The following is a 20,682-nucleotide window of genomic DNA, read 5'->3' as shown; positions in this document are numbered from 1 at the left end:
TGGATGCAGCTAGCTGACCTGGCCTTTGTGTTTCAACCCTTCCAGATTCAAAATCTCGATATTCCCCCTTCCCAGTTGAAGTAAACCTTCATGCTCCAGTTCCTTCAGCATTTGGTTCACCGTTTGCCGTGAAATCGACAGCATGGCCGAGAGCTTCTCTTGCGACACGTGCAAGGTACGCGCGCTCACAGTGCCGCTGTCTGATCGTATGCCGTAGCCCTCAGCCATTTGCAGCAAACGGCGGGCAAGGCGGGTGGGGGTGGGCAACAGGGCAGCGTCTTCGATGGCGCCGAAAATAAGGCGCACCTTCTGGGTCAACAGCAGACCAAATTCGCGCCAGTAATTGGGGTTTTCTGAAATCAGTTGGTCCAGCAGAGCCTGTCGTACGTGAAACACTGTAGCAGGTCCATCGGCAAGGGCATCGTGGGTTCTCGGTTGGCGGTCGAACAGGCAGATTTCTCCAAACCAGTCGGGCGGGTCAATCAGGGTCAGGATCACGTGCTTGTCCTCGGCACCGTGTTTGCTCGCGCCCACAATCTGGACCGACCCACTTAGCACCGCGTACAAGCCGTCGGCACAGTCACCCCTGGAAAATAGTCGCTGTCCGTTTTGAAACTGACGCAAAGCACCATGCTTTAACAAAGCCTGTTGCAGGTTGCCGGGCAAATTGGCAAACCATTTCCCGCGGTTCAATATTTGTTGAATGTTGTGTGTCTGCATTGTTTTTTTGTTATGTCTCCACCTGTTCCACTAAATTAGCATCAAATGTCAGGCAATTGACAGACCTTTCAGGCTTGATTTGTAACCATATAAGCTCAAAATCAAATATTTAGAGCAATTGCCGCTTCAAGGAGAACAAGCCATGAGAACGTTGGTCGATCAACTGGCAACTTATGCCACTTATCACCGAGACCCACGCAACATCGCCACCCACTTCGTGGGCGTGCCAATTATTGTGTTGTCTGTGCTTATTCTGCTGTCGCGCGTGTCGGTTGATGTTGCTGGCATCGCGGTTACGCCGGCATTGGTGGTGTTTTTGTTGTCCAGCCTGTTTTATCTCAAACTCAGCCTCGCTTACGGTTTGGCCATGTTTGTCATTCACGGCGCACTGCTGTTGGCTGCCGGCCACTTTGCAACCTTGAGCACATTGGCCTGGTTGGGTGCTGGCGTGGGTATTTTTGTGGTGGGCTGGATTATCCAGTTTGTGGGCCACTATTACGAGGGCCGCAAGCCCGCTTTTGTAGACGACCTGATTGGCTTGGCGATCGGCCCCTTGTTTGTGGTCGCTGAACTGGGCTTTTTAATTGGCTTGGGCAAGAAAACCCAAACGCAGGTTGAAGCCATTGCCGGCCCTGTGCGCCGACGCGAAACAGCTAGCGCTTAAACACAACAAAGCCTCGGCAAGGGGGTTCATCAGAACCCCCAATGCACGTCCACTTCTTTTTTTGCTGCTTCTTCCAGCATTTTCAACAAGGGGTAAGCTCTTTGTTCCAGGCCCACATGGTTTTTCAGGGCAATTTTTTCTTCGGCGCTTAGCTCATCTTCATCAATCGGGTTCTCGGCGCGGGCCATGCGTTCAGTATTGACCGCTGCAACCAGCTGTGCATGGGCATGCGCAAGATCGTGTGGTTCGATCACGCCCCGCTCACTGGGTTCAATACCCATAATTCGAAATAGTTGGTCTGCATTGGATTTGAACATCACTATGTCGCCGGCTGCTTTCGATTTGAATTTCACAATACCCATTCTGTCCACACTCTGGTTATCACTGCTATTGATCTGTATCAAGAGCCCCTACAATGGAGCACCTGCCTAATTTTCGCCTCAAAGCGCCTCATGAAAACAGCTTTCACTTCAAGCCGTGCAATTTTCGTTTCCCTGCTTGCATTATGCGCCTTGGTCGCTTGTTCGCCCCAGTTCAACTGGCGCGTGGTGCCCAATACCGACATCGGCTACATGGCCACTTTTCCCGACAAACCGGCGCAAGCCACCCGAACCATGGATTTGATCGGCTTGCAGGTGCCTTTAACTTTGCAGGCTGCGCAAATTGAAGGCTTGTATTTTGCGGTGGGTACTGTGCCCTTGCAGGGCGAATTGGCAGCGCAAGGCCAAGCCCTGCGCGACGCTTTGGCCCAGGCGGTTGCCAACAATATTGCGGCGGGCCAAGCCGAGGTAAAGCCCATTCAATGGTTGGGCAAAACTGTCTATGAAATGTCGATCACAGGCAAGTTGCCCAGCGGTGAGGCTGCTTTTGCGCAGGCCCGTTTTTTTGAGCACCAAGGCGTTTTGTATGAGGTGTTGATGATGGGCCCTGGCGAGGCTGCCAATCCCGATTCGGCCACTTCCTGGTTCGGTGGCTTTTCCCTGTTGGGGCAGTAATGCAGTACAACCCCGAAAATGTATCGCGTGAAATTGGGCCTGATGGTGTAGAGCACATGTATGTGAATGGCAGCCTTGCCATGCGCATGTTCATTATTTTCGCAGCCGCCTATGTGATGTCCTATGCGTTCAGGGCCATCAATGCCGTAATCGCACAGCCCTTGGTTCAAGAACTGGGGTTGACCGCCGGGCAGTTGGGTTTTCTGGCCTCGGCGTATTTTCTGTCCTTTGCCATTATGCAGTTGCCTGTGGGGGTCATGCTGGATCGTTACGGCCCGCGGCGCGTTGAGGCAGTGTTGATCGGATTTGCAGCGCTGGGTGCCCTGCTGTTCGCAGTTGCCGATTCTTATCTGGTGTTGTGGTTGGGCCGAGCCCTGATAGGTGTGGGCGTGTCGGCGTGTTTAATGGCGGCCGTAAAGGCCTACTCCCTGTATTTCAGGCCGCACATGCAGGCCAGCCTGTCATCCTGGATGCTGGTGGCCGGGTCGCTTGGGGCACTCACCGTGACCACGCCCGTGGAAGCCGCTTTGCCTGCTTTGGGTTGGCGCGGTGTGTTTGGGGTGGCAGCAGTGTTGTGTGTATTGGCTGGTCTGGCACTGTGGTTTGCTTTGCCAGCTTTGTTCAAACCCCAAAAAACCCAGTCGGTTGCCGACATGGCCCAGGGTTACCGGGCCATTTATGCACACCCTCATTTTTGGCGTGTTGCGCCTTTGGCCATGATCACGCAAGGTGGTTTTATGGCTTTTCATGGTTTGTGGGTTGGCCCCTGGTTCACCAATGTAATTGGGGTTAGCAATGCACAAGCCGCGCAAAACATGTTCTGGATTTCTGCAGTGCTCATGCTGGGTTATCTCGCTTTGGGCTTTCTGACCAAACGGGTGTCCAAGGCGGGGGGCGATGAAGATCAAATCATGTTGATCGGCATGGGTTTGTCACTGTTGGTATTCGCTGTTCAAATTGTGCAGGGCGCGCAATCGAGCCTGTGGGGCTGGTTGATCCATGCCTTCCTGATTTCGTCCGGCATCATGACTTATGCCACTTGCAACAAGCCATTTCCAAAGAAACTCACGGGTCGTTCCAGTACGGCTTTGAACCTTCTGATTTTCATCGGTGCCTTCAGTATTCAATGGGGCATTGGCATAGGCATTGATATCTTCGTGGCATTGGGGTTGGACAGTACCGATGCCATGCGGCTTTCTTTGGGCATTTTGTGGGTTCTGCAATTGTTCAGCTGGATTTGGTATGCTCGACCTGGACGCAAAACAAGTCATCTAATTCCGTTTGGGGTAGAACAACAACATCGGGGGTGAGCATGGCTCAGGCTCTAGTGGATGGCAGTGCTCATGAAGCATTTGGGCTCAGTGTTACCTGGGCCAGCCCCGATTATCTCGATGAACAGCAATGCTTGGCGAGCATGGAGCGCGTGTTCGACGTGTGCGCCAGCTGCAGGCGTTGTTTGTCCCTGTGTAGCACCTTTCCCGCTTTGTTCGACCTGATTGATGAGTCTGACGACTCAGAGCTTCGCAGCGTACCCAAATCGCGCTATCTGAACCTGGCCGATCAATGTCACCTGTGCGACCAATGCCATGTGGGCCATTGCCCCTACAGCGCGCCACACCCCCAGCAAATCAATTTTCCGGCCACCATGCTGCGCGCCAAGGCTGTAAAGTTTGCCAAGGGCAGTGTCAGTTATACCAACGCTTTTGAGCGGCACCATCCTTTCTCTCATCTGGCTGGTATTCCGGTTGTTACTGCGTTGGCAAACACAATTGTGGACAGCAGTGCCGTGCGCAAGTTGATGGAACGCATGACGGGTGTTGACGCACAAGCCTGGTTGCCCAAATTGGCCAAGCGAACATTTCTTGCTCAGGCGAGTAGTCTGATTATGGCCAACCCCTCGCAGGCCGCTGTAGTGGCAGACCATGGCCAGGTACCCCGGCAGGTGGCTATTTTTGCCGGTTGTTACGTGAATTTGTACGAGCCAGAAATTGGCCGGGACTTGATTCAAGTACTGCAGCACAATGATATTGAGTGTGTGGTAGCCAATCTTGAGTCATGTTGTGGCCACGCCAAACTGAACGCGGGCGACCTTTCCGGTTTTGCTGATTTGGCGCGAAGTAACATACCGCCCTTGTTGGCTTTGGCGCAAAGGGGGTACGCCATTGTTTCCCCAAGCCCCGCTTGTTCAAGAGTATTCACACACCATTTGCCAACTCTTTTTCCGGACGATGCGGAAATTCAGCAAGTGAAGGAAGCATTTTGGGCGCCCACTGAATACCTGATCGCCTTGCATGGAGAAAGCGCTTTGAGAACCGATTTCAGCAACCCCCTGGGCAAGGTGAATTATCACGAACCGTTCCTGGGTGGTGCCCATTTGGGTATTGCCCGGCACACCGAGACCTTGTTAGGTCTGGTGCCCCACACCGAAGTGAATGTGGTTAAGGGTAGCCCCGGCTTCGGCTGTCATTGGGGCAACCAGCGCGAAGATTTTCCCGGGGCGATCAAGTTGGGGCAGCGTGTGTTCAGGCAAATGGCTGAGCAGGCCCCTGACTATTTGTCGACCGACTGTCAGTTAACGGGTCGGCAAATTGCCTGGGGTATTGAAATCCTGGACCTTGTCCAGACCTCTGACAAAAAACCGGAACTGGTACACCCGCTTACCTTGCTGCGAGTGGCTTACGGGTTGTGAGTCGGGTGGTGCACGGGCGATTGGCTACCCGCCTCGCCAGCCAGCGCTTTTCGGTATTGAATGGCGGTAGCAATGTGTTTTTTATCAATTTGACCTGCTTGGTCAAGGTCAGCCAAGGTGCGTGCCACCCGGCAAATTCGATGCAGTGCACGGGCTGAAAGATGATTTTTCTGGGCGTAGGCCAGCAACAGTTTTTCAGCGCTGCTGGCGGGTTTGCAATACTTGTTAATTTGGCCTGCGCTCATTTCACCATTCAGGCAGCCCTGGCGTTGTAGCTGAATGGTGCGGGCCTGTTCAACTTGTTTGCGCAGCTCGGTACTGCTGCCCAACTCGGCGTGGTCTGTTTCCCCGTGTAGCAGTGTGCCGTGGTCAATGGCTTGCACCTCAACTGAAATATCCAGCCGGTCGGCCAAGGGGCCAGACAGTTTGTTTTGATACTTTCTTACTTGGTCGGGTGTGCATCGGCATTCTTTGGCAGGGTGCCCAAACCAGCCGCAGGGGCAGGGGTTGTGGGCGCACACCCACAAAAACCTTGCCGGAAAACTGGCCTGGTGACCTGATCTGGAAATATTTACACGCCCGGTTTCAAGCGGCTCACGCAGCGACTCAAGGCAACGTCGATCAAATTCCAATACCTCATCGGTGAACAAAATACCTTGGTGTGCCAGCGTAATTTCTCCTGGCGAGGGTGGGTTTCCTCCGCCGATCAGCGCGGCCATGGTGCTGCTTGGGTGCGGATTCCGAAAAGGGCGCTGCGGGCTTAGCACGTCACTTTCGCCCTTCAAGCTTCGTATGGCTGAAATTTCCAGCGAGTCTTCAAAGGGCAGCGGTGGCATCAGGCTGCCAACACGCTGTGCCAGCATCGACTTCCCACTGCCGGGCGGTCCCACCAAGCGAATGTGGTGTTGGCCCGCTGTGGCAGCAAGCAAGGCGTGTTTGGCGGTTTGGTGACCAATCACCTCGGCCATGTCCAGCGGGTTTGGCTGGCTCGCGTTGCCGTGCGTGTTATGCGCGTATTGCTCTAGTGGGTTACCGTGCCCCACCAAATGCGCTGCCGCTTCAAACAAATTGTGGGCACCAAATACCGCAATGTCAGGCACTGTGGCTGCAAGCTTGGCTTGCGCTTTGGGCATCATCAGTTTTAAAGGGCGTTGGCCGGCCGCAGATTCTTTTCGGGCTGCAACTGCCAGTGCAAAAGGGCTACGAACGCCAGTCAGCGCACCAGAAAGTGAAAGCTCGCCGGCAAATAACCAGTCAGAAAGGTCGGCTTTGGCCAGTTGGCCCGATGCACTCGCAATGCCCAATGCCACTGCAAGATCGAATGCCGCGCTGCCCTTGGGAAGGTCGGCGGGTGCCAGGTTGACTGTAATTCGTTGAGAGGGAAACTCGAATCCGCTGTTGAGCAAGGCCGAGCGAACCCGTTCTTTCGATTCGCGAATTTCGGTGTCGGGCAGACCAACCAGCGCGAAAGAAGGCAAACCGGCCGACAGATGAACCTCAATTTGAACCGCAACAGGGCGAATACCCACAAAAGTCAGGCTTTGAAGGGTGGCTAAAGGCATGGTAGAGACATGGTGGGGCGAGAGTCAAACCCCCATGATTATCCCCACACAGTTTGGTTTGGCAAACGGGTGCTTCGGTTTGCGTCACCCGGTGGAGGAGGCCTTGCCCGTCGGTGGGTCAGGTCCGTTTCTCGAGTTCAGCCACGCGCATTTCCAGTGCATGCACCTTTTCGCGCAACCTGTTTAACACTTCCTTCTGAATTTCAAAATCCTCAAGGCTGACAAATTCCATGTCTTGCAAACCCTGGCGAATCAGCTGTGTGACGGGGTTTTCCATGTTTTGAAGCCCTTTTGCATTGAGCAATTCACCCACTTTGGCCGTGATGGCATCGAAAGGATTGTTCGCCAATGTTTCCCCCAAAAGAGTTGTATCGCATTGCACCAAAACAGTGCACCAATTTGGTGCTGCGATGGAAAATTCAAAAAATTGAATCGCTATTGTGCCCGAAAAAGGGGGATTTATCGCGAAATTACCGACGAGTTCACGGCTGGCACACTTCTCGCTAATAGACCCTTGCCAAAAAAACTTTACGGCATTCATCTATTTTTAGGAGAGTGAGATGAAAAAATTAGTACTGGTCGCCGCAATCGCCGCAACTACTTTCGGGGCTGTTTCAACTGCACAAGCTGAAGTTACAGTGGCTACAAACGCCAACGTGACTACTGATTACAAGTTCCGTGGTATTTCCCAGACCAATTCTGGTCCAGCATTCCAAGGTGGTTTTGATGTTGCCTTCGGAAACGGTTTCTATGTAGGTAACTGGAACTCCAACATCAACAACCTGGGCGGTGGTAGCTCAGGCTTGGAAATGGATTTCTACGGCGGCTATGCGGGTGAATTTAGCGGCATTGGCTACGATGTAGGTGCTTTGTATTATTTCTACGAAGGCTACAACCAAGGTACAGGCCCTGACGCAGATACGTTGGAAGTTTACGGAAAGCTCTCATATGCCGGTGCTTACGCAAAGCTTTCTTATGCAGCTTCCGATGATTATTTTGCTTTCCAGGCCGCCAATGGTTCAAATGATCAGGGTGGTTCTACCTACCTGGATTTGGGTTACACGTTCCCATTGTCAGACAAGGTGTCATTGACTGCCCACTACGGTTTGACATCTTTCGACAAGGACATGGCAGACAACCGTCCTGGTGCAACTGGCACGATTGACTCCTACGCTGACTACAGCATCGGTGCTACCTACGCGTTCAACAGCAATTACTCTGTGACAGCAGCTTATGTCGAAGCAGAAGACAAAGCTGCCGGTTTGATCGTTGGTGGTGTGGATGATTTCACCGAGGGTTCCTTGATCGTAACTCTAAGCGCCAAGTTCTAAATTGAATCCAGACAGCGCTCTGAAGAGGGGCGCTGTTTTTACCCTCTTCAAACTTAATTCAGGAGTGCGTAATGAAGCTAATTTCAGCAGTCATTAAGCCTTTCAAACTCGATGAAGTCCGTGAAGCGCTGTCTGCCATCGGCGTGCAAGGCATTACGGTTACCGAAGTGAAAGGTTTTGGTCGCCAAAAGGGTCACACCGAGTTGTACCGTGGCGCCGAGTATGTAGTCGACTTTTTGCCCAAAGTGAAAATTGAAGCCGCAGTGGACGACAGCCTGGTAGACCAGGCCTGCGAAGCCATTGAAGCAGCGGCCAAGACCGGCAAGATCGGTGACGGCAAAATTTTCGTGTTTGATTTGTTGAGTGTTACCCGTATTCGCACAGGCGAAACCGGTAAAGACGCCCTTTAACCAGAGAGAAGTGAGGAAATCATGAGAAAACTTCTGACTGTCTGGCTTGCGGCCGCAGCACTGGGTTTTAGTGTTGCCAGTCCCGGTGTATTTGCTCAGGAAACCCCTGTAGCGCCTGCCACCGAAGCCACCGAAACAATGGCTGCTCCAGTAGAAGCAGCCCCTGCCGAAGCGCCTGCCGCTGAAGCTCCCATGGCCGCAGAAGCTGCTCCCGCAGAAGAAGCTGCCCCAGCTGTTGAACAAACAGTAAACAAAGGCGACATCACCTGGATGATGGTCGCAACCATTTTGGTTATCTTCATGACCATCCCTGGCTTGGCATTGTTCTACGGTGGCTTGGTCCGCGCAAAGAACATGTTGTCCGTGCTGATGCAGGTGATGTCCGTGTTCTGTCTGATCGTTGTGTTGTGGGCCATCTATGGCTACAGCTTGACCTTTGGCGGCGGCGACAATCCTTTCGTAGGTAACTTCAGCAAACTGTTCTTGAGCGGCGTGACTCCTGACTCTCTGTCAGCCACGTTCACTGAAGGCGTGATGATCCCTGAATTCATCTTCATCGCGTTCCAGTCTACATTCGCGGCCATTACTTGCGCCCTGATCGTAGGTGCATTCGCCGAGCGCATCAAGTTCTCTGCAGTGTTGTTGTTCTGTGCAATCTGGTTCACATTCAGCTACATTCCAATCGCACACATGGTGTGGGATGCTGCTGGTTTCATCTTCGCAGACGGCGCGATCGACTTCGCTGGCGGTACTGTGGTTCACATCAACGCTGCGGTTGCAGGTTTGGTGGGTGCCTACATGATTGGCAAGCGCGTTGGCTACGGCAAGGAAGCAATGACTCCGCACAGCCTGACACTGACCATGGTGGGTGCATCTATGCTGTGGGTGGGTTGGTTCGGTTTCAACGCAGGTTCAAACCTGGAAGCCAACGGCGGTACAACACTGGCCTTTATCAACACTTTGCTTGCCACAGCCGCTGCAACACTAAGCTGGGCTGCTGCTGAAGCGCTGCTGAAAGGCAAGGCCTCCATGCTGGGTGCTGCTTCCGGTGCAGTGGGTGGCTTGGTTGCGATTACACCAGCTTGCGGTACGATCGGCCCAATGGGTGCACTGATCCTCGGCCTGATGGCTGGCCCAATCTGCCTGTGGGGCGTAACTGGCCTGAAGAAAATGTTGGGTGCAGACGATGCACTGGACGTATTCGGCGTACACGGCGTAGGCGGTATTCTGGGTGCCTTGATGGTGGGTGTGTTGTCTGCGCCTAGCCTGGGCGGCACCATGGGTGACGACTTCGTGATCGCTTCCCAGTTGGCAGTACAAGCCAAGGGCGTGGTAATCACCATCGTATGGTCCGGTATCGTGGCTGCAATTTCCTTCAAGCTGGTAGACCTCATCGTTGGTCTGCGTGTTTCGGAAGACGCAGAGCGCGAAGGCCTGGACATCACCTCACACGGTGAAACAGCCTACAGCAAGTAAGTAACACTCTCCACTTAGGTGGAATCCTTCAGCCCGGGGTAAAGGGCTGATTCAAAGGCACCTTCGGGTGCCTTTTTTGCTTCACCCCCGATTTCCCTTCCTCAATGTGGCAGTGCAGCGTTTTGGATTACACTTGGCGAAGTGTCTTACCCAGGGAATGTTGATGGTTCCACATCTTGTAACAGCTTTAACCGGTCCGCTGCTGGATCTTGAAAAACGAATGCTCGACAAAACCACCGAAATTGAGCGGTGGTTTCGCATGGCCTGGAACGAGAATACCCCTCCGTTCTACAGTTCTGTCGATGTGCGCAACGCAGGTTTCAAGCTCGCCCCTGTTGACACCAACCTGTTCCCTGGCGGTTTTAACAACCTGGCCCCCGACATGATGCCGCTGGCCATTCAGGCCGCCATGAGTGCGATTGAAAAAATTTGTCCCGAAGCACGCAGCATGGTGTTGGTGCCCGAGAACCACACACGCAATACTTTTTACCTCACGAATGTGGCCCGCTTGGCTGCCATTCTCAAGCAAACCGGTTTGGATATTCGGCTGGGTTCCGTGTCGCCTGACATTACCGAGCCCACTCGCTTCGATTTGCCCGATGGCCAGCACATTGTGCTTGAGCCACTCAGGCGCTATGGCAACCGTGTCGGTGTTGAGGGCTTAGAGCCTTGCGCTGTGTTGTTGAACAACGACCTGTCCGCTGGTGTGCCCCCAATTCTTCAAGGCATTAAAGACCAAATTGTGTTGCCACCGCTGCATGCCGGTTGGGCCACTCGTCGCAAGAGTGCCCACTTCAAGGCCTACGATTCTGTCGTGGAGGCATTTTCTGAAATGCTGGAAATTGATCCCTGGTTGATCAATCCCTATTTCACGCATCGAAACAAGCTGAACTTTCAGGAACGTGTGGGCGAAGAAGCCTTGGCAGAGGCTGTAGATGAAGTGTTGGCCAAGACACGTGTGAAGTATGCTGAGTACGGGATTGACGAGCAGCCTTACGTGGTTGTGAAGGCCGATGCTGGCACCTATGGCATGGGCATCATGACTGTGAAAGACGCCTCGGAAGTGGTGGGTTTGAACCGCAAGCAACGCAACAAAATGTCGGTGGTCAAAGAAGGTTTGCAAGTGTCTGATGTCATCATTCAAGAAGGTGTGCACACCTTTGAGAACATCGAGGACGCGGTGGCTGAGCCCGTGGTTTACATGATTGACCGTTATGTGGTGGGCGGTTTTTACCGCGTGCACACGGGCCGAGGCCGCGATGAAAACCTGAATGCACCTGGCATGCACTTCGTTCCATTGGCGTTTGAAACACCGTGCAACACACCCGATTGCAGTGATCGCCCCGATGCGGCCATGAACCGCTTTTACGCTTATGGTGTAATCGGTCGTTTGGCGGCACTTGCAGCCTCGCAAGAACTGGAGGCCACTGCCAGCGTGGAGTTGGCCGCATGAGCAGTAAAAGCTTTGTGTGCGTGATTGACCCACTCACCAGCCTGAATCCGAAAAAAGATTCCTCCATCGCCATGATGGAATCGGCCCAATCGCGTGGCTGGAAGGTGGGTGTGATCGAGGACGGGGGCTTGCACTGGTCCACTGGCGCAGGTGTGCGCGCGCAGGTGGTGTGGATTACAATTGATCGCGCAAATAAACCTTGGTACGCCGAGGTGGGGCGTGAAGAAATGGCATTGAAAGACCTTGATGCCGTCATCATGCGCAAAGACCCGCCGTTTGATGCCGAGTTTGTAACCGCCACCTGGTTGCTTGAGCAAGGCGAGCGCGAGGGTGCGCGCGTATTCAATAGCCCGCGCGCCATTCGCGATCACAACGAAAAATTCACCATTGCCCAGTTTGAACAGTTTGTGGTGCCAACCCTGGTTTCACGCAATGCTGCCCAGCTTCGCGGTTTTCTGGAACAACACCCTGACGCCATTGCCAAACCCCTGGATGGCATGGGCGGCACCTCAATTTTTCGCATGAAAAAAGGCGATCAAAATGTGGGTGTGATATTGGAAACGCTGACCGACTATGGCCGAAAAACCGCCATGATTCAGCGCTATATTCCTGAAATTGTGGATGGCGACAAACGTGTGTTGCTCATCAATGGCGAGCCGGTGCCCTATTGCCTCGCACGTTTGCCCAAAGAGGGTGAGCACCGAGGCAACCTGGCGGCGGGCGGCACGGGCAGGGCGCAGCCCTTGAGTGAAAGCGATTGGCACATTGCCCGCACACTGGCCCCGGAATTGAAAAAGCGTGGGCTGTTGCTGGTGGGTCTGGACATTATTGGGCAGAACCTGACCGAGGTGAATGTGACAAGCCCCACCTGCTTCCGTGAGATCATGGATCAAACCGGTTTTCCCGTTGCGGATACTTTTGTGCAAGCGGTTGAAAACGCCTTGCAGGAGGGCAACTGATGCTTGGGCTGGTTCTGGTTACGCATGCCCCTTTGGGCGACGCCATTGCCCAATGTGTGAAACACGTCATGGGTTCTCTGCCAGATGGTCTGGCGGTCGTGGATGTACCCGGCGATGAAGACATTGAACAGTCGGTGCAACGCATTCAGACCGCTGCGCGGCAGGTGCATGCGGGCGAAGGCGTAGTGTTTCTCACCGACCTGTTTGGCGCAACTCCCTCCAATGCAGCTGTGCGTGCCGGTGTGGAATCGTTGAACCTGCCCACAGTGTTGGTCTCGGGCTGCAATTTGCCCATGGTGTTGCGCGCACTTGGTTTTCGGGATTTGCCCATCAACGAAGTGGCCGAACGTTTGGTCATGGGTGGCCGAAACGGTATCGTAAGCACTGGTGCCACAGCGCCACAACGTCAAACCTTTAACCCGGCGAAAAACGATGATTCAGCAAGAAATCACCATCAGCAATAAATTGGGCCTGCACGCGCGTGCCTCGGTCAAGTTGACCCAAACAGCCAGCCGCTTTCAGTCCGAGGTGTGGATCGGCAAAGCGGGCCGCCGTGTGAATGCGAAAAGCATCATGGGTGTCATGATGCTGGCCGCGGGCAAAGGGCACAACGTGGTGCTGGAGGCAGAAGGCAGTGACGAGGCTGAGGCCATTGCCGCACTGGTGGCCCTCATTGATGACAAATTTGGCGAAGGCGAGTAAACCATGACCCTGGCCTTGCATGGCATCGCAGTTTCACGAGGCATTGCAGTTAGCCGCGCCCTGGTGTGGGACACGGCCATGCGGGATATTCCCCGCAATCGCATCGATAAAAAATCGGTTCGTTTCGAGAAAAAAAGATTCGACAATGCCATCAAGCGCGTGGCCGATGAACTGGTTGAAATTCGCAGTCAAATTGCCGCTGACTCCCCCGCCGAGTTCGATGCCTTTCTGAACCTGCACAGCCTGATCCTTGCCGACCCCATTTTGTCGGAAGAACCCAAAAACCTGATTCAAACCAAGCTGATCAATGCCGAGTGGGCCTTGATTGAGCAAATGGAAGTTTTGCTGGAGCAGTTCTCCGCGATTGAAGACGACTACTTCCGCGAGCGTAACAGCGACGTGCGCCAGGTGGTTGAGCGGGTTTTGAAATCGCTGCGCGGGCACGCCACGGCTTTGCCCCTGCCGCCAGAAGGCGAGAATGAAGACCCCTGGCTAATTGTTGCGCACGATATTTCGCCCGCCGACATGGTGCAACTGAAAGGTCGCCGTGTGGGCGCTTTCGTGACTGAAATGGGTGGTGCAACCTCCCACACTGCCATTGTGGCGCGCAGCCTGGGCATACCCGCTGTGGTGGGCGTGCCGCGTGCGCTCGAGTTTGTACACAACGGCGACCTGGTGGTGGTCGATGGCAAGGTTGGTGCTGTATTCCTCGACCCCGCTACCATGGTGGTCGAAGAATACCAGCGCAAGCAGGCCATTCTGGCTTTGTCGCGCCAGCGCCTGAAACGACTGATTACCACGGAGGCACGCACCCAGTGTGGTCGCCGGGTTGAACTGCTGGCCAACATTGAATTGCCTGAAGACGTGAAAGGCGTGGTCGATGCCGGAGCCGATGGTGTGGGCCTGTTCCGTTCCGAATTCCTGTTCATGAACCGCAAGGAATGGCCATCAGAAGATGAACAGTACGAAGCCTACCGCAAGGTGATCAAGGCCATGAAAGGCAAGCCGGTCACGGTTCGCACGCTTGATCTGGGTGCGGATAAAACCCTGCAATTCGATGGTGCCAACAGCAGTGCCCCCCCGGTGTCCAGCACCTCGGCGCTGGGTTTGCGTTCCATTCGTTTCAGCCTGTCCGAGCCTGCAATATTCCTCACCCAAATTCGCGCCTTGTTGCGGGCTGCCAAGCATGGACCTGTGAAAATTCTGTTGCCCATGCTCACCAACATTCGTGAAACCAAGCAGGCCTTGGCTTACATCGACATGGCGCGTGAGCAATTGCTCGAACGGCGCTTTCAGGCCAATCAGGCCGTGCCCATTGGCGGGATGATCGAAGTGCCTGCGGCCGCGCTAAGCCTGCCACATTTTTTGAGTTACCTCGATTATGTGTCGATCGGCACCAACGACTTGATCCAGTACACCCTGGCTGTTGACCGGGTTGATCACCAAGTGGCTCACCTGTACGATCCCCTCCACCCGGCGGTGTTAAGGCTGGTGTACGAGGTCATCTCCAGTGCCGAAAAAGCAGGCGTGCCCGTGAGCGTGTGTGGTGAAATGGCAGGTGACATTCGCTTGACCCGCTTGTTGCTGGGTATGGGTCTTACCCAGTATTCGATGCATCCGTCACAACTACTCGATGTCAAAGAGTTGCTCTTGAAAACCGACTTTGAGGCCACGCAAAAACTGGTCAAAAAGGTGACTCGAACATTTGACATCGATAAAATTGACGCCCTGATGCGCCAATTGCACGAAGACTGATCCCGCAACCGGGACGCCTTCAATGCCGGTTTGCGATTTATACTCAAAGGCTTGCGAAAACCAACAATCCAACCTAAGAAACACCGTATTGTGTCTGCCAACCAGTCCGTGGGCTTCGTAAAGCCCGAGCTTATTGAATTCACTGCACCGCTTTTACTTGAGTGCGGAAAGTCCCTGCCCAGCTATTCTCTGATGGTTGAAACCTATGGCACCTTGAATGCCGAGAAAAGCAATGCTGTGCTGGTGTGCCACGCATTGAATGCCTCTCATCATGTGGCGGGTCTGTACGAAGGGCAAGACAAGAGTGAGGGCTGGTGGGACAACATGGTGGGACCGGGCAAGCCGCTTGACACCAATCGGTTTTTTGTAATCGGCGTGAATAACTTGGGTTCGTGCTTTGGCTCTACCGGCCCGAGCAGCACCAACCCGGAAACTGGCAAACCCTACGGCGCTGACTTTCCGTTTGTTACAGTTCAAGACTGGGTGAATGCGCAGGTTCGCCTGGCTGATTATTTCGGCATCGAAAAATTTGCCGCAGTCATGGGCGGCAGTTTGGGCGGCATGCAGGCCCTGCAATGGAGCCTCAGTTACCCAGACCGCGTGGGGCACTGCATGGTAGTTGCCTCTACACCCAAGTTAAGCGCACAGAACATTGCCTTCAATGAAGTGGCACGCCAGGCCATCGTGACCGACCCCGATTTTCATGGTGGCAATTATTACGAGCATGGCGTGGTGCCCAAGCGTGGTCTGCGCCTGGCCCGAATGATTGGTCACATCACTTACTTGAGCGGTGACGACATGGCCGAAAAGTTTGGCCGCACCCTGCGCAACGGCGATTACAACTACGGTCTTGAAGTGGACTTTCAGGTAGAAAGTTACCTGCGCTACCAGGGCGACAAGTTTGCAGATTACTTCGATGCCAATACCTACTTGCTGATTACCAAAGCGCTGGACTATTTCGACCCCGCACGCCACACGGGTGGCGATTTGGCCAAGGCCCTGGAAGCGGCCAAAGCCAAGTTTCTACTGGTCAGTTTCACCACCGACTGGCGATTTGCACCCGAGCGAACCCGCGAAATTGTGGAGGCCCTCATGGCCAACCAGCGCGATGTAACTTACGCGGAAATTGACGCCCCACACGGTCACGATGCATTTCTGCTCACTGATGAGCGCTACCACAATGTGGTGCGTGGCTACTTTGAGCGCATTGCCAAGGAGCTTGCATGAAAACCCTGCACGCCGTTCGCCAAGATGTACAACCCCTGCCCATTGTGGTGCCGCGGGCCGATCTCGATTTGATCGAAAGCTGGGTGCCCATGGGTGCACGCGTACTCGATTTGGGCTGTGGTGACGGTTCGTTTTTGGCCCGTTTGATGAAAACCCGCAAGGCCACAGGCTATGGCGTTGAAATTGACGACAGCAATGTGCAGCGCAGTGTGGCCAATGGCATCAACGTGATACAGCAAGACCTTGAAAAAGGCCTGGCCATGTTCGATGACCATGCATTCGATGTGGTGATTTTGTCGCAAACCTTGCAAGCCATGCACAACACCGAGCGAATTTTGAAAGAGATCGCCCGTGTGGGCAAAGAAGGCATTGTCAGCTTCCCAAATTTTGGTCATTGGTACCATGTATGGTCGATTGCATTGGGCCGCATGCCAGTGTCCAAACAAATGCCTTATCAGTGGTACAACACGCCGAACATTCACCTGTGCACCCCCAAAGATTTCGAGGCGCTGGTTGCTCAAATCGGACATAAAGTACTGGGCAAACAACTTTTTTTAAACGGCGAACCCGTTGAATTGTTGGGCAATTTGCGCAGCACTTTGGCGGTTTATCGCTTCAAGCCCCAGTTTGCAAATTAGGCTAACACCATGAAAACCCAGCAACCCACCCCACTTGAAAACGAGTATTGGCGGCAGGTTAAAAGAATTACCTGGCGCTTGCTTGCGGTGTGGATTGCCCTGATTCTCAGCGTGGTGTTGTTTATTCCCCAGCTTGGCATCACAGTTTATGGGGTGCCTTTGACCTATTGGGTCATCTCCAGCGTTCTGCTTTTGAGTTTTTTGGGATTGGTTGCGTGCTACGCATGGCGCATGGATAGGTTAGAATTGAAATTCAAACGAGCGGTGGAAAACAACCGCAACCATCCAGGAGACACGAATGAAAAGCAGCACCGGCGAGGTGGGAAAACCCCTCACTGACACCAAAGGCACGCCTCTGCGTTTTGTAACTGGTTCGTCTCTGTTCGACGGACACGACGCCGCGATCAACATGATTCGCCGCCTGTTGCAAAGCCAAGGTGCTGAAGTCATTCACCTTGGACACAACCGCTCCGTGCAGGAATTGGTAGACGCCGCCATTCAGGAAGATGCGGATGGCCTGGCCGTGAGTTCCTATCAGGGCGGGCACAACGAATTTTTCAAATACATGGTGGACGAGCTGAGGGCCAACAACGCCGGTCACATTCAAGTGTTTGGTGGCGGTGGCGGTGTCATTTTGCCTTCTGAAATAGAAGCCCTTCAGGCCTATGGCGTAAACCGAATTTACAGCCCGCAAGATGGTCAGAAAATGGGTCTGGAAGGCATGATCGGCGACATGATTGCCCGTGCAGCACAAGTGCGCGATGCCCGCAAAAAGATTGACACAGCTTGCTCACCGGAAAGCATCAAGGCTTTGGCCAACAACTGGCCGCTGCTGACCCAACTGATTACCCGCCTTGAGCGTGACGAAGTGCCTGCTGCCGATTTGGACGTGATTCGCGAGCAAGCCAAAGCCAGCAAAACCCCAGTGTTGGGCATTACCGGTACGGGCGGTGCGGGTAAATCCAGCCTGACTGATGAATTGATTCGCCGCCTTCGCATGGACCATGGCGATGATTTGACCATTGGCGTGGTGTGCGTAGACCCTTCCCGCCGTAAAACCGGTGGTGCATTGCTGGGCGATCGCATTCGGATGAATGCCATTGGCCCTTGGGCTGGCAATGGCCCCAAAGTATTCATGCGCTCACTGGCCACACGCGATTCCGCTCAGGAAGTACCCGCTACCCTGCCAGATATTATTGCCTTGTGTCGCGCTACGGGTTTTGATGTGGTGCTGATTGAAACTCCGGGCATTGGCCAGGGCGATGCGGCCATCGTGCCGCATGTGGATTTCAGCCTGTATGTGATGACACCGGAATATGGTGCAGCCAGCCAGCTTGAAAAAATTGACATGCTGGATTTTGCTGACTTTGTCGCGGTGAACAAATTTGACCGCAAAGGCGCACTGGATGCGCTACGCGATGTGTGCAAACAGGTGCAGCGCAACCGCATGGCATTTACCAGCATGCCCGACACCATGCCTGTGTATGGCACGCTGGCCAGCCGTTTTAACGACGACGGTGTTAGTGCCCTGTACAAAGCCTTGCGCGCAGCCCTGCCCATTGCCAAGCCTTCCAAAGGTCTGTTCGATTCCATCGACACCAAACATTCCACAACCATGAAAGCGGTGGTGCCTTCCGAGCGCGTGCGCTACCTGGCCGAGATTGCGCAGGCTGTGCGCAGCTACAAAGCGCAAGTTCAGAAAGACGTGGCTGCCGTGTACGACCTGGAATGCATGCAACGTGCCCAAGCCCTGTTGCTTGAACACAAGCCTGACAAAACCAAGGCGGTGGAAGCGCTGGACGATATTGTTGAGTTGACGAACACTCGAATCAGCATGGCTGCGCAGAAGGCCATGAAAGACTATTCAAAGCTGACTGAGGGTTACCAAGGCGACACGCTGACCTATGAAGTGCGCGGCAAGGCCCTGCAAGCACCGTTGACCGTGACTTCGCTCAGTGGCCTGAAAATCAATCGCGTCAGTCTGCCCAAGTTCACCAGTCGGGCCGACCTGCTGAAATTCGTGATGCTGGAAAACCTGCCCGGTTATTTCCCCTTCACCGCAGGCGTATTCCCCGTGAAGCGCGAAGGTGAAGACCCCACCCGCATGTTTGCCGGTGAAGGCGACCCCGCACGCACCAACCGCCGTTTCAAAATGCTCAGCAGTGCAAGCGATGCCAAGCGATTGTCGACTGCTTTTGACTCGGTCACTCTGTACGGTTTTGATCCCGACCTGCGCCCCGACATTTACGGCAAAGTGGGCACCAGTGGCGTGAGTGTGGCCACGCTAGACGACATGAAAGTGTTGTATAGCGGCTTTGATTTATGCGCACCCAGCACCAGTGTGTCCATGACCATCAATGGCCCGGCACCCAGCATTTTGGCGATGTTCCTGAACACTGCCATTGATCAGCAGGTGGATTTGTTCACGGCCAAAAACAAGCGCGCGCCGAATGCGGATGAATACGCGAATATCAAGGCCAGCACTTTGAAGGCTGTGCGCGGCACCGTGCAAGCCGACATTTTGAAAGAAGATCAAGGCCAGAACACTTGTATTTTCTCGACTGAATTCAGCCTGCGCGTGATGGGCGATATTCAGCAGTACTTTATCGACCATGAAGTGCGTAACTTCTACAGCGTGTCGATCAGCGGTTATCACATTGCCGAGGCCGGGGCCAACCCGATTTCACAACTGGCCTTTACGCTTTCGAACGGCTTCACCTTCGTGGAAGCCTATTTGGCGCGCGGCATGAAAATCGACGACTTTGCGCCGAACTTGAGCTTCTTCTTCAGCAATGGCATGGACCCCGAATACACCGTATTGGGCCGTGTTGCACGTCGCATTTGGGCCATCGCCATGCGCGACCGTTATGGTGCCAGCGACCGCAGCCAGAAGTTGAAATATCACATCCAAACCAGTGGCCGAAGCCTGCACGCGCAGGAAATCGCATTCAACGATATACGCACCACCTTGCAAGCCCTGATTGCCGTATACGACAACTGCAACAGCCTTCACACCAACGCCTATGACGAGGCAGTGACCACACCGACCGAGGAAAGCGTACGCCGTGCCATGGCCATTCAGTTGATCATCAACAAGGAATGGGGCTTGGCGAAAAACGAAAATTCAAGCCAGGGTGCATTCATCATTGAAGAATTGACCGAACTTGTGGAAGAAGCCGTGCTGGCTGAACTGGATCGCATCAGCGAACGCGGCGGTGTGTTGGGTGCCATGGAAACAGGCTACCAGCGCAGCAAAATCCAGGAAGAGTCGATGCATTATGAAATTCAGAAGCACGACGGCACCTTGCCAATTGTGGGTGTGAATACATTCACCAACCCCAATGACAACGCCGATTCTTTGAACTCGCTTGAACTGGCCCGCGCAACGGAGGAAGAAAAGTTGAGCCAGCTGGATCGCCTTGCCGAGTTTCAGCAAAGGCATGCGGCAGAAAGTGGCCCCATGCTGGAGCGTTTGAAGCAAACTGCCATGGACGGCGGCAACGTGTTCGAGGTGCTCGTGGATGCTGTTCGGGTGTGTTCACTTGGGCAGATTACGCAGGCGCTGTTTGAGGTGGGTGGCAAGTACCGCAGGTCGATGTGAGGGCCGCTACTGGCGTCTATTGCCAACTCGTCGTGGGTTGCTTGCGTCGGCTGTCGTTGGAGGCTCTTGAGCTGAACTTGAAGGGTCACCGCTGCCCGAAAACTTGGCACTTTGGCTTGTCGTCTTGAGCCTGCACTAAGCCAAGCCCTCCAAAAGTAACGGTCGGGTCTTGGCTTTCGCGCCAGGGCGCGATCGCTAGTCTCGGCGCGCCAAGCCGGCAAGTTTTCTGACTGGTCATCGTGCGACCCATTGCAAGTTCAGCTCCCAGCTCTCCCGTGCGGTGCTTCTCCACCACCACGCGACTCACGGCTGTTTGCAGCGCCCAATCGGCGGCGGTGTTTCGATCGCCTCGCCTTCAAGAAAAACTGCCCTTGCATGCCGAGCAGGGCCGGTGTTGCCCAGCATGGGCGACAGAGAACGGACCCGACCCGTAGTTTAGGAGGGTCGTTCTCAGGCATCGCAAGGCTCAGCAAGGGATCAACAGGTTTTCTGGCGAGAGA

General features: G+C 54.2%; 20 protein-coding genes. 16 read left to right on the top strand and 4 right to left on the bottom strand.

What is annotated here, in order from left to right; genetic code table 11:
- Positions 1–9: 9 nt before the first annotated feature.
- Positions 10–720, bottom strand: a complete 711-nt coding sequence (locus tag B4C79_RS09230; RefSeq protein ID WP_275271124.1) for a Crp/Fnr family transcriptional regulator — start codon at positions 718–720, stop codon at positions 10–12.
- A 142-nt stretch (positions 721–862) separates the two neighbouring features.
- Between B4C79_RS09230 and B4C79_RS09225 the strand changes: the two genes are divergently transcribed.
- Positions 863–1,384, top strand: a complete 522-nt coding sequence (locus B4C79_RS09225) for a DUF962 domain-containing protein (protein WP_171097194.1) — start codon at positions 863–865, stop codon at positions 1,382–1,384.
- Between the two features lie 29 nt (positions 1,385–1,413).
- Here the strand turns inward: B4C79_RS09225 and B4C79_RS09220 are convergent, their stop codons facing one another.
- Positions 1,414–1,746: a DUF1840 domain-containing protein gene (locus tag B4C79_RS09220; RefSeq protein WP_171097196.1), complete on the bottom strand. Its 333-nt coding sequence runs from the start codon at positions 1,744–1,746 to the stop codon at positions 1,414–1,416.
- A 90-nt stretch (positions 1,747–1,836) separates the two neighbouring features.
- On the opposite strand from B4C79_RS09220, the gene B4C79_RS09215 reads away from it, so the two are divergent.
- From B4C79_RS09215 to B4C79_RS09205, 3 genes are read left to right on the top strand one after another with little or no spacing between them, the layout of a single operon-like run.
- Positions 1,837–2,379, top strand: a complete 543-nt coding sequence (locus B4C79_RS09215) for a hypothetical protein (RefSeq protein WP_291742717.1) — start codon at positions 1,837–1,839, stop codon at positions 2,377–2,379.
- Complete coding sequence (locus B4C79_RS09210; RefSeq protein ID WP_291742715.1) at positions 2,379–3,689, top strand: MFS transporter; 1,311 nt, start codon at positions 2,379–2,381, stop codon at positions 3,687–3,689. Before B4C79_RS09215 ends, B4C79_RS09210 begins: the two co-directional genes overlap by 1 nt.
- 2 nt (positions 3,690–3,691) lie before the next feature.
- Positions 3,692–5,068, top strand: a complete 1,377-nt coding sequence (locus B4C79_RS09205; protein ID WP_291742712.1) for a heterodisulfide reductase-related iron-sulfur binding cluster — start codon at positions 3,692–3,694, stop codon at positions 5,066–5,068.
- On the opposite strand, the gene B4C79_RS09200 is transcribed toward B4C79_RS09205, so the two are convergent.
- Positions 5,056–6,630 carry a YifB family Mg chelatase-like AAA ATPase gene (locus B4C79_RS09200; RefSeq protein ID WP_291742709.1) on the bottom strand — a complete coding sequence of 525 codons (1,575 nt, stop codon included), beginning with the start codon at positions 6,628–6,630 and terminating at the stop codon, positions 5,056–5,058. The two genes, B4C79_RS09205 and B4C79_RS09200, sit on opposite strands and share 13 nt — an antisense overlap.
- A gap of 118 nt (positions 6,631–6,748) precedes the next feature.
- Positions 6,749–6,979 carry an accessory factor UbiK family protein gene (locus B4C79_RS09195; protein ID WP_171097206.1) on the bottom strand — a complete coding sequence of 77 codons (231 nt, stop codon included), beginning with the start codon at positions 6,977–6,979 and terminating at the stop codon, positions 6,749–6,751.
- A gap of 211 nt (positions 6,980–7,190) precedes the next feature.
- Here B4C79_RS09195 and B4C79_RS09190 point away from each other — a divergent pair, with 211 nt between their 5' ends.
- The 12 genes from B4C79_RS09190 to icmF all read left to right on the top strand — a co-directional run bounded on the left by B4C79_RS09190 (position 7,191) and on the right by icmF (position 20,182).
- A complete protein-coding gene (locus B4C79_RS09190) occupies positions 7,191–7,961 on the top strand; it encodes a TorF family putative porin (protein ID WP_291742705.1) in 771 nt (256 codons plus the stop codon).
- Positions 7,962–8,032: 71 nt separating this feature from the next.
- On the top strand, positions 8,033–8,371 hold the full coding sequence (locus tag B4C79_RS09185) for a P-II family nitrogen regulator (protein ID WP_008248258.1): 339 nt from the start codon (positions 8,033–8,035) through the stop codon (positions 8,369–8,371).
- Between the two features lie 21 nt (positions 8,372–8,392).
- Positions 8,393–9,847 carry an ammonium transporter gene (locus B4C79_RS09180; protein ID WP_291742702.1) on the top strand — a complete coding sequence of 485 codons (1,455 nt, stop codon included), beginning with the start codon at positions 8,393–8,395 and terminating at the stop codon, positions 9,845–9,847.
- A gap of 163 nt (positions 9,848–10,010) precedes the next feature.
- Entirely contained in the window at positions 10,011–11,300 is a 1,290-nt protein-coding gene (gshA, locus tag B4C79_RS09175; protein WP_171097212.1) for a glutamate--cysteine ligase, read from the top strand.
- Entirely contained in the window at positions 11,297–12,259 is a 963-nt protein-coding gene (gshB, locus tag B4C79_RS09170; RefSeq protein WP_291742695.1) for a glutathione synthase, read from the top strand. Before gshA ends, gshB begins: the two co-directional genes overlap by 4 nt.
- The gene (locus B4C79_RS09165) at positions 12,259–12,723 is read left to right on the top strand and encodes a PTS sugar transporter subunit IIA (RefSeq protein ID WP_105027945.1); all 465 of its coding nucleotides are present in this window, start codon (positions 12,259–12,261) and stop codon (positions 12,721–12,723) included. The genes gshB and B4C79_RS09165 overlap by 1 nt, the downstream gene beginning before the upstream one ends.
- Positions 12,692–12,961: an HPr family phosphocarrier protein gene (locus tag B4C79_RS09160; protein ID WP_105027946.1), complete on the top strand. Its 270-nt coding sequence runs from the start codon at positions 12,692–12,694 to the stop codon at positions 12,959–12,961. The genes B4C79_RS09165 and B4C79_RS09160 overlap by 32 nt, the downstream gene beginning before the upstream one ends.
- Positions 12,962–12,964: 3 nt before the next feature.
- Entirely contained in the window at positions 12,965–14,716 is a 1,752-nt protein-coding gene (ptsP, locus tag B4C79_RS09155) for a phosphoenolpyruvate--protein phosphotransferase (RefSeq protein ID WP_291742687.1), read from the top strand.
- Between the two features lie 90 nt (positions 14,717–14,806).
- Positions 14,807–15,943 (top strand): homoserine O-succinyltransferase MetX, encoded by a 1,137-nt coding sequence (metX, locus tag B4C79_RS09150; RefSeq protein ID WP_291752197.1) that lies wholly within the window; start codon positions 14,807–14,809, stop codon positions 15,941–15,943.
- The gene (gene metW / locus B4C79_RS09145; protein WP_291741161.1) at positions 15,940–16,581 is read left to right on the top strand and encodes a methionine biosynthesis protein MetW; all 642 of its coding nucleotides are present in this window, start codon (positions 15,940–15,942) and stop codon (positions 16,579–16,581) included. Before metX ends, metW begins: the two co-directional genes overlap by 4 nt.
- A gap of 9 nt (positions 16,582–16,590) precedes the next feature.
- Positions 16,591–16,920, top strand: coding sequence for a DUF4212 domain-containing protein (locus B4C79_RS09140; protein ID WP_105027950.1), 330 nt, complete (start codon positions 16,591–16,593; stop codon positions 16,918–16,920).
- Positions 16,880–20,182 carry a fused isobutyryl-CoA mutase/GTPase IcmF gene (gene icmF / locus B4C79_RS09135; RefSeq protein ID WP_291741158.1) on the top strand — a complete coding sequence of 1,101 codons (3,303 nt, stop codon included), beginning with the start codon at positions 16,880–16,882 and terminating at the stop codon, positions 20,180–20,182. Before B4C79_RS09140 ends, icmF begins: the two co-directional genes overlap by 41 nt.
- Positions 20,183–20,682: the final 500 nt, after the last annotated feature.

The sequence above is a fragment of the Limnobacter sp. UBA7229 genome (genome assembly GCF_002473065.1).
Taxonomy (GTDB): domain Bacteria; phylum Pseudomonadota; class Gammaproteobacteria; order Burkholderiales; family Burkholderiaceae_B; genus Limnobacter; species Limnobacter profundi.
The sequence above is the reverse complement of the archived record's forward strand: the minus strand, read 5'-3'. Positions and strand labels throughout refer to the sequence as shown.

Excerpts from the sequence above, each read along its gene's own strand:
- B4C79_RS09230 (WP_275271124.1), bottom strand. The coding sequence starts at position 720 with ATGCAGACACACAACATTCAACAAATATTGAACCGCGGGAAATGGTTT.
- B4C79_RS09225 (WP_171097194.1), top strand. The coding sequence starts at position 863 with ATGAGAACGTTGGTCGATCAACTGGCAACTTATGCCACTTATCACCGA.
- B4C79_RS09220 (WP_171097196.1), bottom strand. The coding sequence starts at position 1,746 with ATGGGTATTGTGAAATTCAAATCGAAAGCAGCCGGCGACATAGTGATG.
- B4C79_RS09215 (WP_291742717.1), top strand. The coding sequence starts at position 1,837 with ATGAAAACAGCTTTCACTTCAAGCCGTGCAATTTTCGTTTCCCTGCTT.
- B4C79_RS09210 (WP_291742715.1), top strand. The coding sequence starts at position 2,379 with ATGCAGTACAACCCCGAAAATGTATCGCGTGAAATTGGGCCTGATGGT.
- B4C79_RS09205 (WP_291742712.1), top strand. The coding sequence starts at position 3,692 with ATGGCTCAGGCTCTAGTGGATGGCAGTGCTCATGAAGCATTTGGGCTC.
- B4C79_RS09200 (WP_291742709.1), bottom strand. The coding sequence starts at position 6,630 with ATGCCTTTAGCCACCCTTCAAAGCCTGACTTTTGTGGGTATTCGCCCT.
- B4C79_RS09190 (WP_291742705.1), top strand. The coding sequence starts at position 7,191 with ATGAAAAAATTAGTACTGGTCGCCGCAATCGCCGCAACTACTTTCGGG.
- B4C79_RS09185 (WP_008248258.1), top strand. The coding sequence starts at position 8,033 with ATGAAGCTAATTTCAGCAGTCATTAAGCCTTTCAAACTCGATGAAGTC.
- B4C79_RS09180 (WP_291742702.1), top strand. The coding sequence starts at position 8,393 with ATGAGAAAACTTCTGACTGTCTGGCTTGCGGCCGCAGCACTGGGTTTT.
- gshA (WP_171097212.1), top strand. The coding sequence starts at position 10,011 with ATGGTTCCACATCTTGTAACAGCTTTAACCGGTCCGCTGCTGGATCTT.
- gshB (WP_291742695.1), top strand. The coding sequence starts at position 11,297 with ATGAGCAGTAAAAGCTTTGTGTGCGTGATTGACCCACTCACCAGCCTG.
- B4C79_RS09165 (WP_105027945.1), top strand. The coding sequence starts at position 12,259 with ATGCTTGGGCTGGTTCTGGTTACGCATGCCCCTTTGGGCGACGCCATT.
- B4C79_RS09160 (WP_105027946.1), top strand. The coding sequence starts at position 12,692 with ATGATTCAGCAAGAAATCACCATCAGCAATAAATTGGGCCTGCACGCG.
- ptsP (WP_291742687.1), top strand. The coding sequence starts at position 12,965 with ATGACCCTGGCCTTGCATGGCATCGCAGTTTCACGAGGCATTGCAGTT.
- metW (WP_291741161.1), top strand. The coding sequence starts at position 15,940 with ATGAAAACCCTGCACGCCGTTCGCCAAGATGTACAACCCCTGCCCATT.
- B4C79_RS09140 (WP_105027950.1), top strand. The coding sequence starts at position 16,591 with ATGAAAACCCAGCAACCCACCCCACTTGAAAACGAGTATTGGCGGCAG.
- icmF (WP_291741158.1), top strand. The coding sequence starts at position 16,880 with ATGAAAAGCAGCACCGGCGAGGTGGGAAAACCCCTCACTGACACCAAA.